The organism is Paenibacillus sp. MMS20-IR301 (assembly GCF_032302195.1).
Taxonomy (GTDB): Bacteria; Bacillota; Bacilli; order Paenibacillales; family Paenibacillaceae; genus Paenibacillus_AQ.
Genome location: NZ_CP135275.1, coordinates 3,323,173 through 3,339,917 on the forward strand (window position 1 = coordinate 3,323,173; position 16,745 = coordinate 3,339,917).

The 16,745-nt window shown below is 52.3% G+C and carries 9 protein-coding genes; all 9 read right to left on the reverse strand.

Annotation, left to right across the window (positions count from 1 at the left end; translation table 11 throughout):
* Window positions 1-35: 35 nt before the first annotated feature.
* The 9 genes from LOS79_RS14575 to LOS79_RS14615 all read right to left on the reverse strand — a co-directional run bounded on the left by LOS79_RS14575 (window position 36) and on the right by LOS79_RS14615 (window position 16,724).
* Complete coding sequence (locus tag LOS79_RS14575) at window positions 36-2,954, reverse strand: hybrid sensor histidine kinase/response regulator (protein ID WP_315420995.1); 2,919 nt, start codon at window positions 2,952-2,954, stop codon at window positions 36-38.
* A 446-nt stretch (window positions 2,955-3,400) separates the two neighbouring features.
* On the reverse strand, window positions 3,401-5,773 hold the full coding sequence (locus LOS79_RS14580) for a beta-galactosidase (RefSeq protein ID WP_315420998.1): 2,373 nt from the start codon (window positions 5,771-5,773) through the stop codon (window positions 3,401-3,403).
* A gap of 179 nt (window positions 5,774-5,952) precedes the next feature.
* Window positions 5,953-7,533 carry an ABC transporter substrate-binding protein gene (locus LOS79_RS14585; RefSeq protein ID WP_315421001.1) on the reverse strand — a complete coding sequence of 527 codons (1,581 nt, stop codon included), beginning with the start codon at window positions 7,531-7,533 and terminating at the stop codon, window positions 5,953-5,955.
* A gap of 64 nt (window positions 7,534-7,597) precedes the next feature.
* On the reverse strand, window positions 7,598-8,527 hold the full coding sequence (locus LOS79_RS14590; protein ID WP_315421003.1) for a carbohydrate ABC transporter permease: 930 nt from the start codon (window positions 8,525-8,527) through the stop codon (window positions 7,598-7,600).
* 19 nt (window positions 8,528-8,546) lie between these two features.
* Window positions 8,547-9,473 (reverse strand): ABC transporter permease, encoded by a 927-nt coding sequence (locus LOS79_RS14595; RefSeq protein WP_042135342.1) that lies wholly within the window; start codon window positions 9,471-9,473, stop codon window positions 8,547-8,549.
* Window positions 9,474-9,661: 188 nt separating this feature from the next.
* Complete coding sequence (locus LOS79_RS14600) at window positions 9,662-11,221, reverse strand: response regulator (protein WP_315421007.1); 1,560 nt, start codon at window positions 11,219-11,221, stop codon at window positions 9,662-9,664.
* Window positions 11,222-11,289: 68 nt separating this feature from the next.
* Window positions 11,290-13,023 (reverse strand): sensor histidine kinase, encoded by a 1,734-nt coding sequence (locus LOS79_RS14605; protein WP_315421010.1) that lies wholly within the window; start codon window positions 13,021-13,023, stop codon window positions 11,290-11,292.
* A 99-nt stretch (window positions 13,024-13,122) separates the two neighbouring features.
* Window positions 13,123-15,501, reverse strand: a complete 2,379-nt coding sequence (gene galA, locus LOS79_RS14610) for a beta-galactosidase GalA (protein WP_315421012.1) — start codon at window positions 15,499-15,501, stop codon at window positions 13,123-13,125.
* A gap of 194 nt (window positions 15,502-15,695) precedes the next feature.
* On the reverse strand, window positions 15,696-16,724 hold the full coding sequence (locus LOS79_RS14615) for a CapA family protein (RefSeq protein WP_315421014.1): 1,029 nt from the start codon (window positions 16,722-16,724) through the stop codon (window positions 15,696-15,698).
* Window positions 16,725-16,745: the final 21 nt, after the last annotated feature.

Below are 16,745 nucleotides of genomic sequence, written 5' to 3' on the forward strand. Positions count from 1 at the left end.
AAATGGTTTCCCCCTTTACCTCGAATTTTGTAAGTTCAAAAACAAATATCACGGCTAACAGGCAGATAGATGGTTACTTTTGTACCGCCGGCTTCCTCGGAATGAATGGTTAAGCTGGCTCCAGGGATAGAATCCAGACGTTTGCGGACATTACGGATGCCGATACTGCCCTCCAACTCCCCTTGGCCGGTTAATTTATATAACAGACCATCAGGAATTCCTACACCGTTATCTTCGATCGTAATCTTCATGTACCCGTCCCCTCCTTGTATTTTCAACGAAACATTGCCCTGGCCTTCCTTCTCAAACAACCCATGGCGGATCGCATTCTCAATAAACGGCTGAATACAGAGTGAAGGAATCAGGGCAGCATCCAGAAGCTTATCCACCTGACAGGTATAGTCAAAACGCTCCCCGAACCGGGCCTGTTCGATCTCTACATAAGCTTGAATCAGCTCCAGTTCACGATGCAGAGGGATAACAAGTGTAGAACGGTCCATATCCAGAATAAAACGGATGTATTGGCTAAGCATTGTTAGCAGGTAAGCGGCCTTCTCGCCATCGGTATAACAGAATGAGATAATACTGCTCATGGCATTATACAAAAAATGCGGTTTGATCTGAGCCTGATGAAAGGCCTGCTCATGGCGGATCGCTTCCTGGATCGACGTCTTCATCGCAAGCAGTGTATGAATCCGGGCAAGCAGAGTCTCGCCTTCAAACGGCTTGGTTACATAGTCATTCGCCCCGGCGCGGAAACCGAGGGCAATATCCGGTGGCGCGTCCTTGACCGTGGCGAACAGAATTGGCAGGTCCAGAATCGAATAGCGGCTGCGCAGGGTCCGGCATAACTCAATGCCTGAAGTACCGGGCATCATGATATCCAGAATGACCAGGTCAATGCCTGGGAACTCCTGCATTTTGCTTAACGCTTCCTTGGCCGAGAAGGCAGTAATTACATTATAATCATGCCGCCGGAGGATATGGAGCAGTGTATGGATGTTGGAGGCCTCATCGTCCACAATCAGAATAGTCTGGCCGTCCCGGTCCAGAATATCAAGCACTGTATAGTCAACATGGGCATGCGTTCTATATGTTCCGGTTGCAGAGTCCTGCTGGTACTCAGGAATACGGTCTACCTTCGGAAGCGTAAATAACATTCTTGTTCCCTTCCCCTTTTCGGACCAGTCTACGCAGATTCTGCCTCCCATCCGCTCAACCAGCTTCCTGCTGATATACAGCCCCACACCCATTCCGGTGTATCCGTCCTGCGGCAGCAGCTTGTCTGCCTGCTCGAAATATTCAAAGATAGCCGAATGGTTGTCTTCCGAGATCCCCGTTCCGGTGTCCTTCACCTTAATGGAGACTTCATTCCCGGCCACGCTTGCTGTAATTTGTATCGATCCGTATTCAGTATGCTTGATCGCATTATGGACCAAATTGTACATGACCTGCCGCAGCCTGCTCTCATCCGCGAGTACCCAAATACCGGCTTCAACCTGGTTGAGCAGTGCCACTTCTTTTCCCGTGAGCTCAAACTGCAGGATGTCAAAGACGATTTGCACAGCTACTCTTAAATCAACCACCGTCTGCTGCAGCCGGAGCTCTCCATGCTTCAGCAGGCTTACATCAATCAGATCCTGTATCAGCATCGACAGCTTGGTTGATGTGTCCTTAATCAGCCACAGATTCTGCTTCTGGCCTGCATGCAGATTACCGTCCCCATCCTCCAGTAAAAAAGAGGTCATATTCATAATTCCATGGAGCGGTGTCTTGATCTCATGCGAAGTGTTCATCAGAAATTCATCCTTAAGCTGGTTCGCCGTCCATAGCTTACGGGACAGAATCTCTGTTTTGTCATAAGCGTTCGAGAACCTTACAGCAAGCAGAATATTAATAAGGATAATAAAAGCAATAACCCCGCATCTCCCTGTAAAATTACTTTGCACAATATTCTCGGAATAGAGACTGTCATTCATAAGATAGATCATCAGCGCAGTCGCTCCGCCGATAAACAGCATCAGCTCTGCACGGTCTGCCACCTGACTCTGCCTGCGGATATATAAGTAGACCATTCTTGCTATAATGCCGAGCACAACGAGCCAGAGGTACAAGATAAAGTAATATTTCACACGGATGTGCACCTCATATGGCAGAAGCAGAACCGCAGCAAGATACACGATAAAGGGTGAAAGCAGCAGCTTCAGCCTGCGCAGTGACATCAGATGGGATTCCACGGTACAAAAGAACACAATGATCAGCGCCCCGCCAAGGAACTGGCTGACATCCAGCAGCTTATAGGCGATATCGAAAGGAATATCCGGCAGGAGCCGCTGAAATACCTTTTCCCCGTATAACGAGTTCTGCAAGGCAAGCAGCAGCAGAAATAGTCCGCTAAGCAAATATTCTTTTTCTCTTCGACCTATATAATAGAAGCTGAGGTGATATGCACCGAACATCCCTAAGATTAGAATGATTCCGATATCAGCACCGAACTGAACCGTACTTCTGCGGGTGATATCCTCCTGTGCCCCGAAAGTGATCGAGTTGACAATTCCTCCGGTGACAAAATTGTAGTTAGATACCTGGATCACAATTTCAAGCTTCCGGGTATCCGGATGAAAAAATACCGAATACGGTGTATTTCCGGGCTGGAAATTCCCTTTGTCCAAGGAAGGAAGACCGCTCCCTCCCTCCTCCCTGCCATCAATAAACAGACGGTGGGACATGCGGATGCTTCCTATTTTTAAACCGAGTATGTCATCTGTATTCTTTAACATAACCTGCAGACGGTAGGTGCCCGAGCCTTTGCGGCTCATGCCGCCATCCAGATTCTTACCGTTCCAGGTATCAGGCACGGACAGGTAGGCTGGCGGAGCATGCCGGCCCTGCCGGAAATCTTCAGGGCTTAGCAGCTCACCTTCATAAAACTCCCACTCTCCATCTAAATTCATTGGTTTATTCCGTTCCAAATCCTGTGATGACAGGTCCAGCACTCCCTTATTCACCGTAGTGCTATTCGGAACTGTCCGGGTTTGTGAAAATATAATATAGACCAATGAAAAGATAATGACGAAAAATAAGCTGACCCCCGCAATTCTGCGGACATTCACCGTTCTCAACTGGCAGCCTCCTAGCACAAATTGTTGACTGTATTATTCTAACTTACTGTGCTCTCAAAAATCTCGCAAAAGATAAAATGTAACTATTTCCGGGCAGCGCTACCGCCGGCTCCCAGCCATGCGTTCCGGTTTCATTAACCGCCTCTCCGGAGTTATCCACAGTATTCATTGCAGAATATCTTATACGAACAAAAGCACCATCCAGGGGGATTCCCCCTGAATGGTGCTATAAGGCAGCATGAAACAATTAGCGGACTGAATAATGCCGGGTGTTTACATTATTTTGTTAATCCAATCCGGTACACCGGCGTTGCCGTAACACTGTGGAACACGGCGGTAGCTTCGCCCTCGAACACCTTCTCCACCGCCATGGCGGCATCAGCTGCCAAGGTTACGGCACCGGTGCGGCGCGGCGTAGTCTCCAGAATGATCTCGCCCCGGCGCAGCTCCTCGCGGAACCGCGACAGGCCGATTTCCCATGGCAGGCCATTATAGAAATGATCATGGAACAGCTGGCCGGCGGCGAAGGCGTAGCCTACATTCCCTGTGTAATCGATGCTCAGCAGCACATCTTCCCCATCCTCCAGGGCTTCTTCCGGCAGCTCCAGTACAAGCTTATGGTCGTGTATCCGCCGGGTCACAAGGGCAATTTCCTTCAGCGGGACCTGAACATCATAGGCCTGGAACCAGCCCTCCTGCCGCCGGCGGATTGTGGCTTCCGGCTGCACAGTGCTCCACTCTGCTGTCTCAGCAGCTGTATGGGTTCCGCCGGTATATTCACGGAAGGTGAAGCTGTTCTGTCCGCAGCTGAGGAACTCAATGCCCTCCGGCGTCTGAACCGGCGGCACAGCCGAGAACAGGATCCGGCGCTCTCCGTCTTGCTCCAGCTCCCATAAGGCTGCTGCTTCCTGGGCGCTCATCGCATAGATACGGACATCCCTGGCTCCGTCACGTTTAATAACGATCATGGACGATACATCATGCGGGATCAACACATTATAGCCGCTCCCGTTCTGGACCACAGTTCCGGCAGCAGGAGCGACTTCAAGAACCCCTGCCTCTGCAGCAATCAGGAATTCGCCGTCCACACCTTCCGGCATCGAGAAGAAGTAAGTGGCGGCTTCAGCAGACGTGGCAAATGTTACCGGCTGAGCCGTTGCATACTTCAGATTCAGCCCGTCCAGCCCGAAGTTGAACGGCAACAGGAAGGAAGCCTTCTGCCGGACTGTCAGTGTACTCCGCTGCGGGAAGCGGAGTACCTCTTCCCCGAGTTCAAGTACAAACTCAACATCTTCATGCGGGTCCATCTCTACATGGTCCTGATAATTGTTCACGAACAGGAAGCCGGACTTGCCGTCCGTTCGCACAGCATAACGCAGCGTATGCGCATTCTCCGGAGTAATGGCCTCCGCGCCTTCCGGCAGCACGGTTGCCAGCGGGGCCAGACGATCAGCAAACGTGCGGAGAAAATAATGCAGCGGACGCAGCAGATGATTGGACTCGCGGATCTGCCCGAATTCGCCGATCGGTGCCTGGAAATCATAGGTCAGCTTCGGTGTCGTACTCTCATTCAAGTAACCGGTTCTGCCTACAGGATTCGTTCCCCCATGGAACATATAATAACCGATAAAGTTGCAGCCGCCGGCCAGCTTCATCAGGGTCATCGCCAGCACACTTTCCGGCTCAACCTGGAAGCGGGACAAATACCAGGTCTGCATCCCGCCGCCCATCTCACAGCAGGCGAACGGATACTTCGTCCGGGTATACGGCGGATTAAACTCGCCGCCCGGTGCATGATCGTCGTGGAAATTCACGAAGACATATTCCGGCGTCGGCTTCTGCACCTGCTCCGGGCTGCTGATGCTCCACGGAGTATAAGCATAGCCGCCGTACAGCGGAAGCACCTCATCCGCAAGGAACGGTGCTTCCCCCCAGCCTGTGCTGGTATAGATTGGAGCAACCAGTCCTGACTCAACGGCGTACTGCTTGAGCAGCCGCATATGCTCTGCACCAGCTTCGCCGCCGATCCCGCCGCTGAGGTACTCGTCGCCCTGCTTCGCCGTTTGCTCCCACAGTGCAGCGGCGGCATTGAATTCATTCTCCAGCTGAATTCCGATGACCGGTCCGCCGTCTTTGAACATCAGCCCGGCTGCCTCCCGGCCAATCTCCGCGAACAGCCGCCGCACATAACGCAAATACCCCTCATCATTCGAACGGACATCGAATTCCCGCCCGAACAGCCAGTCCGGCAGTCCGCCGTTACGGACCTCGCCATGACAGAAAGGGCCGACACGCAGTATAACACGCAGCCCGTTATCGTGGCACTGCTCCACAAACCGCCGCAGATTACGGTTTCCGGCCCAATCGAACTGATCTTCAATCTCTTCATGATGGTTCCAGAAGATATAAGTCGCGATAACATTAATCCCCGACAGCTTCATCTTGCGGATTTCCGTCTCCCAGTCGCTCTCCGGATAACGGGAATAATGAAACTCGCCGCAGATGGCGAAATAGGGCTTGCCGTTCAGCTCCATGTAATAATTGGTGAAGCTGATCTCATCCCCTGCCGGATTGCTCCCGCTCAGACGGAGGGTCGACGGATAGATTTCTTTCGGCGCTATAGCAGCATTGATAGTATGCGTACGCTTCATGTGATTTGCTCCTTTACAGGTAGTGCCTCAGCACAAAATAGTAATAAGTGGTTTGAACTTGCCACTTTCGTTCTTGCAGCAAGTGTACTTTAACCATCTGTTGTAATACAAAACTGCCCCAAAGCTATGCTCTGGGGCAGCCCGGAAGCCGTTACATATGCTTCACCTTTATTATGCTATTATTTCTGAGCTGCCAGGAAAGCATCGATCTGGCTCTGAAGCTCAGTCTGTACCTTGTCGATACCGGCCGATTTCAGCTGTTTAATCAGGTCAGCCTGACCTTTGTCAAGATCCTCGATCAAGCCGTATTCAAGCGGAATCGCATAACGCAGCATTACGTTGCCGATGTTAGCCACTTCGTTCTTCACTGGTGTGGAATCGAAGACAAAGGTTTCAAGCGGGAAGTGATAGATGCTGGACTGCCAAGTGTTGAACATGTTGTCTGCTTCCACCGGATAAGCTGAATCCTGACGGTTCAGCGGGGAGTTCCAGCCCCAGTTGGAGAAGCCCGTGTAGTTAGCAGCGGCGGGTCCTGCACTGAATTTTTTGTCGCCATCAGGAATATAGTTGGTTCCGGCAATACCGTACATGGTCAAGTCATGAATTTCCTTGTCATTCTGCAGCAGGTCGATCAGCATCAGGGAACGTTCTACGTTCTTGGAAGTAGCATGGATCGCCATACCGTTCTGGGTGGAGATTGCCGCAATTTTCTTCTTGGTTGGCGTAAGGTCAGCAATAGCCAGCTCAACATCCGGCTTGTCACGGCGCATTTCCGATACATTCGCTGCTACAGTACCCAGGTTCTGGGCGTAGGAGGATACTTTCTCAGCTTTGATATCCTGCCATACGTCATTTTTATTGCTGACTACGTTTTTGGACCATACGCCGTTGTCGGCAAGATCCTTGTAGTAGGTGAGCAGTTCTCTGAACTCAGGAGTGTCGTAGATGTTGAAAATTTTGCCGGTTGCATCATCCAGCTTATAAGCCAGAGGCAGCAGGTTTGCGTCTACCAGGTTCCAGTCATTGTTCTGCTCCAGCGTAGCCTGGTCAAGCTCATGCCATTTCCAGCCGTCAGCAGGTTTTGCGCCATATGCCGTAATACCTTTTTCTTCTTTGGCAACCGTTTTCAGATAAGTAGCATAGGATTCAAGGCTGTTGATTTCCGGAAGATTGTATTTCTTGCGCAGATCCTCACGGTACAGAACCACTTTGTCGGTAACCTCAACGTTGTTGTTAGGAACCATATAGAGCTTGCCGTCTACTTTGGCTTGCTCCCAGTTCACTTTAGGCATTGCTTCCCAGGTTTGCGGCATGTACTTGGAGAGCAGATCGTCCGTCAGCTCGAGGAACCCGCCTTTGAGTGCCTGGTCATTATAGAGAGCCCAGTTAGCTGTATACACAAGGTCAAAGTCTTCGTTAGCAGCAAATTTGAGCGGATACTTCTGTGTCCAGTCCGACCAGTCGAGGAATTCAGTCTCTACAGTGGCATTAATTTTTTCTTTCAATTTCGTGTTCAGCTCACCGAATACCTTGTCATAGTCCCCGGGCTGGCCGCCGATCAGCAGCATCTTCAGCTTCACTTCTTTGGAAGTGTCCGGAGCACCGGAATTTGCAGCTGCTCCTTCTGTAGCCGTTACCGGAGGGTTAGTAGCTTCTGCACCTGTATTGGTGTTGTTATTGCCGCCGCATGCACTTAGAATCGTACCCAGTGCCATCATAGTTGCCAGCGTAACTGTTAGTTTCTTTGTTTTAGTTTTCATGACCGATGTTTCCCCCTAATTCAATAGTATTGGGTTTAATATTGATAACCAGGTTTCCCTGTGATCATCCTTTGACTGCACCAATCGTAAGTCCGGTTACAAAGTACTTCTGGATGAACGGATAAGCGAGCAGGATAGGGCCGGTAGCCACAATGGTCATAGCCATCTTCAGGCTTTCTGTAGGCAGATCCGTATTTACTACTGCGCCGGAAGCCATCATTGCCTTGCGCATGCCATCCATATTGCCGAGCATTTTGTAGAGATAGTACTGCAGCGGCATCAGCTCTGATTTGGAGATGAAGAGCAGCGCGTTATACCAGTCATTCCAGTAGGCCAGGGCAATGAACAGACCGATGGTCGCCAGAGCCGGCTTGGACAGAGGAACGATCAGCTGCATGAAAATCCGGAAATCTCCCGCGCCGTCAATCTTGGCGGATTCAGTAATAGCATCCGGGATGCTGCTCATGAACGACTTCATCACGATAATGTAGAACACATTCATCAGCAGAGGCAGAATCAGCACCAGCAGGGTATCTTTGAGATGCAGGTAGTTGACAATCATCAGGTACCAAGGGACCAGGCCGCCGCTGAACAGTGTAGTGAAGAAGAAGAAGAAGGAGAAACGTCCCCGCCATTTAAAATCTCTCCGCGACAGCACATACGCCGTCATCGAAGTGAGGAACAATCCGAACAATGTACCGATCGCTGTTACAGATATGGTTACGCCATAAGCTCTGAGCATATCCGCCGGGTACTTGAAGAGCAGGCTGTAGGCTTCTGTCGAGAAGGACGACGGGATGAGCTGGAACCCTTTTTCGATAATGGCACTCTCTTCACTCAGAGAGGAGGACACGATCAGAATGAAGGGGAAAATACAGAATATGGCGAGTACAGTAAGTGTCACGTACCCGATGACGGCAAGCAAGAGCTTGTCCCTGTTGCCGCGCTTCCGGTTTACATCCGGAGAATTGATGCTTGCTGTAGTTGAACTCATTTGGTTTGACCTCCTTTTCCTAGAATAGAGCACGGTCTTTGTCGTATTTACGTACTGCATAGTTGGCCAGCATAATGGTAACGAAGCCAAGCAGGGATTGATAGAAGCCGGCCGCAGCGGACATTCCGATCTCATTGGAAGTGGTCAGCGAGCGGAACACGAAGGTGTCAATTACGTCCGTCGAAGAGAACAGCAGGCCGTTGTTGCCGACCATGTTGTAGAACATCCCGAAGTCTCCGCGGAAGACGTTACCGATGGCGAGCAGCACCAGAATGATGACTGTAGGCATCAGGTTCGGAACCGTAATTTTCATAATCCGCTGGAAAATATTCGCCCCGTCAATCTCAGCCGCTTCGTACATTTCGGTATCAATGCTGGTGATGGCGGCCAGATACATGATTGTACCATAGCCCAGGGTCTTCCACGCGGAGACGACCACCAGAATTACCGGCCAGTAAGCAGCGGTATTATAGATGTCGACCGGCTGCATGCCGAGTCCCTTCAGCAATACGTTGATGGTACCTACGTCGAAGTTGAACAGGTTGTAGGCAATGGCTCCAACCACAACCCAGGAAATGAAGTAGGGCAGGAACAATACCGTTTGGGTAATCTTCCGGAACCACTTGCCGGCAACCTCGAACAGCAGAATGGCCGCAAAGATTTGAACCACGTTGTTGACAACGATAAAAGCAATATTGTACAGCGCTGTGTTGCGTGTTACGCGCCAGGCGTCACCTGAATTGAAGAAGAATTTAAAGTTGTCCCATCCGTTCCAGGGGCTGCCGAAGACCCCGCCGGTGTAGTCGTATTGCTTAAACGCCAGGATAATGCCTGACATAGGGATATAAGCAAAGAGCAGGAAGAACAATACCGCCGGTACAAGCATGAGGAGCAAGGATCTGTACTTCTTGACATCATCCCAGAATCCATGTTGTTTCTGTTTCATCTTGAATCCCCTTTCCAAATCACCTTTTCTCTATAGCCTTATTATAAAGAAGCGCTTTCCCCGTGTGGATTCAGCCTAGCAACTAAAAGTAATACTTTTTCAACGATCAGCTAAATATATACCATTCCCCAAAAGACAAAAAACGTTGCACAGGCTGGTCCGGTAACCGGCCTGTACAACGTTCCCCGTTAAATTTTATGTTTTTTCCGGTACTCGCCGGGTGTCATGCCTGTTATCTGCTTGAACTGCCGGTTGAAATAGATAATATTCTTGTATCCCATCCGCTCGGCAATCTCATAGATCTTGAGCGTCGGATCACTCAGCAGCTCGAAGACCCGGCTGGTCTTGCGTTCATTCACATATTCACTGAACGGCAGCCCGGATTCTTCCTTGAACAGGAAGCCGAGATAGTTCGGCGTGAAGTCGAAATGGGCAGCAACCTCTTTCAGGGTAATCTTCTTCTCGAGGTTCTCCTCCACATAGTTCATAATCTCATCGATCAGCTTGCGCTTCTGCCGCTGCCGCTTCACGTACAGCAGCTCCGACAGCTCGAAGAACCGGCGCCGCATCCAGGACAGAATGTCATGGATCGTCTCGAACTGGAACAGGATATCCGGCTGATGGGACTCCCACTGCAGCAGCTCGTACAGATTCTCACTTTGCTGCTGCAGATCTGCATGCAGCTTGGAGGTGATGCGTATAATCAGCTCATAGACATCCTTCTTGCCCGCACTTGTGAACAATTCCAGCAGATGGTCGTCAATGGCCACCAGATCATACTCGATGATTGCCCCGAGCAGCTGCTCGACCGTCTGCTCAATCCGGGTCCCCGGTGTCCCGCGCGGTGAAGATTCCATATTGTCACGGATCAGCCGGTTTTTGCCCAGCAGCCATTTCGCGCTGAGCGCGGCCAGCGCCTGCTGGTAAGACTCATGAAGCCCTGCCTCATCCTGGGCATAACGGCCGGCTCCGACAGTCACGGAACAGAAGCACAGTTCCCCTGCCTTGCGGACCAGCTCCTCCAGCAGACTCAGGAAGGTGTCCTCCGGGAGGCTGCACAGAATGACGGACCTGTGATGCTGCAGCGGGATCAGTGTTCCCAGATTGGCCTCCTCGACAAAGGACTTGATGAGTCCGGTCATCTGCCGTGTCCGGGCACGGGTATCCTCCTCGGACAAATCACGCATTTTCCATTCCAGATCATCAATCTCAACAATCGCTACTGCTGCACCCTTGAGCAGCAGCGGAGCCAGGGCACTTTGCAAATGCTGCTCCGCCGGCTCGGGAGACGGATCTTCGAACCAGCGCAGAATCAGCTCCTTATTGACAAGCGACAGTGCTTCGCTGAAGGAACGGTCCTGCTCCCGCTCCTGCTCCATCGCTGCGCATAACGACCCCAGCATGTCGTACAGGTCCTTGTCCTCAACAGGCTTCAGCAGATACCCCGAGGCATTAATCTCAATTGCTTCCTTGGCGTAGCTGAAATCCTCATGCCCGCTGATGAATACGATCTTGATCTTGGGATAGATCGCTTTAGCCCGGCGCGCAAACTCTGTTCCGGTCATAATCGGCATCCGGATATCGGAGAGGATAATATCAATCCGCTCCTGCTCCATAATCTTCAGCGCATTGAAGCCGCTGTTCGCTGTGCCTACTACTGCAAGATCAAGCGGGCTGGCCAGCACTCTGCGCCGCAGCCACTCCAGATCGATTGCTTCATCATCCACCAGCAATACGTTGATACTCATTGCAATCCCTCCTCCTCTGCCTGTGCCGGCTGCATATGCCGCCCGTAATCATCTTCCAGCATCAATTGTTACAGTTCTTCATGCAGATCGTCATGGTCTTGAAGACCGGCGGGAAGCAGCAGCCTGACGGTTGTGCCTGCCCCGTAGAAGCTGGCAATGGTCACACCATAGGCATCGCCATATCTGAGCTTAATCCGCTCGTCCACATTTTTAACCCCGTAACCGCCGGACTGGCTGGGACCGTTCATCATTTTACGGACAACCTCCGGGCGCATTCCAATCCCGTTATCGATAACCTTCAGCTCAATATTGCTGCCTACCCGCCTGCCCGTCAGCCGGATGGCAATCGTCTCACCGAACCAGGCATGCTTGAATACATTTTCGACAAAAGGCTGCAGTACCAGCTTAATGACCTGCATCCCCATTATCTCTTCATCCACATCGACATATAAAGTGAAGCTGTCTGCATACTTGACCCGCTGGATTTCCAGGTAGGTTGCCACCTGCTCCAGCTCCTTTTCCAGCGCAATATACACATTGCCCTGGTTCAGCGTCAGCCGGTAGAAACGCGACAGACCCTGGACCATCTCCGTGACCTTGCCGATTTCGCCTAAGTTCGCCAAGCTGCTGATCGTCGAGAGCGTATTATAGAGGAAATGCGGATTAATCTGCGCCTGCAGCGCCTCCAGCTCCGCCTGCTTCTTCTGGATGCCCTGGACATAGACACTGTTGATCAGCCCCTGAATATTGCCGGCCATATCATTGAAGGAATCGGCAATCTGCACAAATTCATCATTGCCGGAGAACCGGATCCGCTTCTGGAAATTCCCCTCCTGGAAGGAGCGCACGAGGCCGACAATCCGGCTCATCTTGCGCCCGGAGATCCGGGCTACCATGAACCCGATTAAGGTCATAACGAGGAAGCTGAGCGAACAGACAGCGATAATTACCCTGCGCAGCCGCCCGGCATCCTGGGTCAGATATCTTTGCGGAACCATAGCTTCAATCACGAAGTCACTGCCCGGAATCTGCTCATGCAGACTAAGGAAATTCTCGTGCCCGTCCGCATAATCCGCAGTGCCGCGCTGGAACAGAATGCCGCCGGTAGCCTGCTCCACCAGCCGCAGGGTAATGCCCTCCTCTACCGGGAAGGTGTCGAACCCGCCGAACAGATCCTCCAGGGAGACCGTAATCCGCACATAGCCGATAACGGTCTTGTAATCACTGAAGTTAACCAGCCTGCGGACATGCGAGAGATTGCCCAGCTTCTGGTCCGTATCAATCTGCAGCCATAGATTATCACGCTTCGAATCCTTCAGCGACAGGTACCAGCTGCTTCCCGTAATCTCGTCAAAAGGCAGGATATAATAATCGCTGTCAATAATCGGCTCATCCAGATTGTCGCCGGAGACAATATTGAGATCGCTGTTAGGGGTATACAGCATGAAGCGGATCTTATTCCCGAACAGCTGCAGCGGAGCGGTAATCTGCGGCACTATCTCATCTATCATCGCCAGATAAATCTCAAACGGAGTGCCTCTCAGCTCGAGTGCGCGCTGGAACGGCTGGCTGCCGAATATGTTATCCGACATCCGCTGGATTTCATCCATCTGGTATCGGATATTATTCCGGGCCTGCTCCATGCCTGTCCTGATGTTGGACTCGGCCATCTCTGTCCGGGAATCGGTCAGCATGGAATACGAGATATACCCGATGAACACATCGGTCAGGAGCACCAGGAGCAGATAAGGAATCATCATTTTATAGGTGAACGGCATGTACTTCTTCAGCTTAGGCATCATCGCGGAACATCCTCTGCACGGAATTCGTTATGTTTATATTATCGTTCCGCAAGCCGAAAATAAATAGCCGAGACGCAGGGATCTCCCGGGCGGCTGTAATTATTCCGGTACCGCCTGCAGCACAATTTCTGCTGCCGCCAGCCCCGCGGATACAGCCCTGAGCTGAATGGAGCCTGCCCCTGCCGAAGTCTGAACCAGGGCCAGACACCAGCCGTTAAAGGCCCGCCGCACTGTTCCTTTATCCGGTTCATGGCTGCTCGGGTTGCCGTTGCCCAGGCCGAGCAGCGTTCCCGCACCAGTAACTTCAAAGGTAATTTCATTGTCGGCCATAGGCACAATATAACCCCGCCTGTCCAGAATGGCCACGCGGACAGGGATCGTATCACAGCCGTCCCCCTTGCCTTCAAGGCGGTCCGGGAACAAGGCGATGCGGTACGGCTGGCCTGCGGTGGCCACCGCCTTCTCTGCAACCGGGCTGCCGCCGGTGATTCCGGTCGCCCGCAGCTCGCCGGGCTCATAGATCACCCGCCACGATAAATAACCGTTCCGGTCTACAGGCTGCTCACCAAGGCTTTTTCCGTTAAGGCTCAGCTCCACTGTCTCCGTATTCGCGAATACACGCACCTCAACCGGCTTGCCTTCCATCCCCGGCCAATTCCAGTGCGGCAGCAGGTGAACCATTGGCTCAGCCTTCCATGCGGCCTGCATATAATAATAGCTGTCTTTAGGGAATCCGCAGGTGTCCATCAGCCCGAAATGCGAGTTAATACAAGGCCACAGATAAGGGGTCGGCTCCCCGCGGTAATCGAAGCCTGTCCACATGAAGACGCCGGTCAGGAACCGGTGCTGCACCAGATCACTCCACGCCTGCTGCGGGGTACAGCCCCAAGAAGGAATATTCGTGCCGTATTCCGAGCAGTAGCCCTTGACTGCATCATCCTCATAGATCCCCCGGGTTGCCGTATAACTTGCACATTCACTGCCGATCATCAGCCGGTCCGGATAACGCTTATGATCATCAATATCGATATTGCGGTCTTCCCGGTGCCCGTAATTATAACCTGTGATATCTACTGCATCATTGTAGCCGTTCTCGTTCCAGCCGTGGTTCATCGCTGCAGAGGTAGGGCGTGTCGGATCGATACGGCGCGCCGTATCCGCGAGTGTCTTCAGAATCCGTGCCCCGGTCACCGTACCCTCAAGCACCTCTTCATTCTCCAGATTCCAGATGATCACGCTGGGGTGATTGCGGTCCCGGTACAGCAGCCGGGTAAGCTGGCTCAGCCCGTCCGGGCTGCTGTCCAGCTTGCGGTTCTCATCCATCACCAGCATGCCGATCCGGTCGCAGATATCCAGCAGCTCCGGGGTCGGCGGATGATGCGCGCTGCGGTAGGCATTTGAGCCCATCTCCTGCAGCAGTCTAAGCTTATACTCAATCAGGCTGTCCGGAAGCGCTACACCGACTCCGGCGAAATCCTGATGATTGCAGGTGCCTTTGATCAGCAGCGGTTCTTCATTCAGGAAGAAGCCTTCCTCCGGATCAAAGCGGAGGCTGCGGATGCCGAATACCGTCTCATAGCGGTCCAGCTCGGTGCCCTCACGGCTTACGATCGACTCTGCCTTATACAGATAAGGCGATTCGGGTCCCCAGAGCTGCGGCCGCTGTACATTGAAGCTCTGCGTTAGCTCCGTCTCGGCATACCAGCCGGCATTTGCCTCTGCCGAATGTTCGGTAACCTGTTCCCCCGCAGCATCATAGATCACCGTACGCAGCATGACCGGAAGATCCTCCGTGTAGCCATTGCGGATCCGTGTACGGATGCTGACCACTGCTTCTTCCCTGGACACTTCAGGCGTCGTAACATAAGTGCCGTATTCGGCTACATGCAGCCTATCCGTATTCTCGAGCCAGACATGGCGGTAAATGCCGCAGCCCTCATACCACCAGCCCTCGCATTCTGTCGCATCGACCTTGACGAGAACGACATTCCGGCCTTCATCCCCATAACGGAGCACATCCGACAGCTCATAGCTGAACCCGATATACCCCCCGTGATGATTTCCGATCAGATGCCCGTTGACCCAGACGGTGCTGGTGCCGGATACGCCGTCGAAGCGGAGCGTCCACTTGCTTCCGGCAGCTTCCGAAGGCAGCTCAAAGATTTTACGGTAAAAGCCTGTGCCGCCCGGCAAGTAGCCGTGGCTGCCATCCCTTGCACCCAGCATTCCATCCTGAACGTACTGCTGGCCGACACACCAGTCATGCGGCAGACTGACAGAAGTCCAGTCCAGCTGCTGTTCACTCATCCCTTTATCGTTAAAAGCGATATCCAGCCATTCCCCCTCGCGGAGAGCGCCTGCATCGGTAATACCGCCTGTCATTCCACCCTTGACCGCATAGGGAATCGCGATATCCCCTTGATAAAAGCTCCAATCCCGGTCAAATTTCACCTTGCTTCTAAGCGTTCCTGTTCTCACTTCTGCGGATACCTCCTGGCTTGTCTGATATTTCATATTGTAGAGCAGTTCAGCATGGTGCTGTTAGTACAATGAAACTAATGAGTAGTACAAAATGAAGATTAGATTGCCCGTTCCATGCCAAACAGCCCGGGAGATTGTAATCATCATCCCCGGGCTGCTGTCTGAGTATCCCTGTATTTTACTGACCGCTTCTACAGCTGCTCGCTGACCGCACCATCCGCTGCGATTTTGGCATTGAACGAGAGCTGATTCATCAGCTTATAAGTTTCTTTGTTGTAGGCCTCATTCATGAAATTCGGCTGTCCGCCCATAATTTTGACCGGCGTTATTTTGCTTGTCAGCTCTGAGCCGCTGATGGTGAAATGAACAAGCATGGAATGCAGTGTTTTGTCGCCGCCGCGGGTAGAGCGGTTGAATACAAAGTTGCCCAGCGAATAATAGATCGGCTTATGCTTATAGTATTCGATGCCCATGAGACAATGGCTGTGCGCTCCGAGAATGATATCCGCCCCGCTGTCGATCATCTGCTTCGCGAGTGTCCGGGCATAGTTCTCAGGATAGTCCTTGAACTCCTGGTTCCAGTGGATATACACAATAGTATAATCATTCTTCTCCGCAGACTTCCGGATCGCACTCAATAGCGGATCAGGCGTATAAGCCGAGGCTGCCCCCGGGCTGTTCTTGCCGGCATACCAGGAAGGGCCGGAGAGCACACGGCTGACGCCCAGCATGGCAATGGTCTTGCCTTTGACTGTCCGGGTAAACGGCTTGAATGCCTCTTCGATGTTCTTTCCGGCGCCGGTATGCCCGATCTTGGCTTTGTCCAGATGAATCAGTGTGTCCAGCATCGCTGTTTGTCCATAGTCCAGAATATGATTATTGGCCAGGGACACTCCGTCAATCCCGGCATAGGTTAAGCCTTGGAGCGCTGCCGGCTTTGAGCGGAAGACAAAGGTCTTGTCAGCGGCTTCTCCGCGTACCGAGACTGGGGTCTCCAGGTTCGCGAAGGCCAGATCGGCCTGCTGTAGTACGGGCGCCACCTTCACAAACGGGAAGTTCACCCCGTATCTGTCAATCTGCTCACCGACGAAGCCGTCCAGCAGGATGTCGCCCGCGAACACAAGGTTAATCTTGTCCGGCGGCAGGGCACTTTTGCTGCTCACGCCTTCGGCCGGGATCAGCAGCAGCAGTAACATAAGTATAATTGCGTATCGGCGCAAATTCTCGGCTCCTTTTACCGG

Coding starts and splice junctions, on each gene's coding strand:
- LOS79_RS14585 (WP_315421001.1), bottom strand. CDS start 7,533: ATGAAAACTAAAACAAAGAAACTAACAGTTACGCTGGCAACTATGATG.
- LOS79_RS14595 (WP_042135342.1), bottom strand. CDS start 9,473: ATGAAACAGAAACAACATGGATTCTGGGATGATGTCAAGAAGTACAGA.
- LOS79_RS14580 (WP_315420998.1), bottom strand. CDS start 5,773: ATGAAGCGTACGCATACTATCAATGCTGCTATAGCGCCGAAAGAAATC.
- LOS79_RS14600 (WP_315421007.1), bottom strand. CDS start 11,221: ATGAGTATCAACGTATTGCTGGTGGATGATGAAGCAATCGATCTGGAG.
- LOS79_RS14605 (WP_315421010.1), bottom strand. CDS start 13,023: ATGATGCCTAAGCTGAAGAAGTACATGCCGTTCACCTATAAAATGATG.
- LOS79_RS14575 (WP_315420995.1), bottom strand. CDS start 2,954: ATGAATTTAGATGGAGAGTGGGAGTTTTATGAAGGTGAGCTGCTAAGC.
- LOS79_RS14590 (WP_315421003.1), bottom strand. CDS start 8,527: ATGAGTTCAACTACAGCAAGCATCAATTCTCCGGATGTAAACCGGAAG.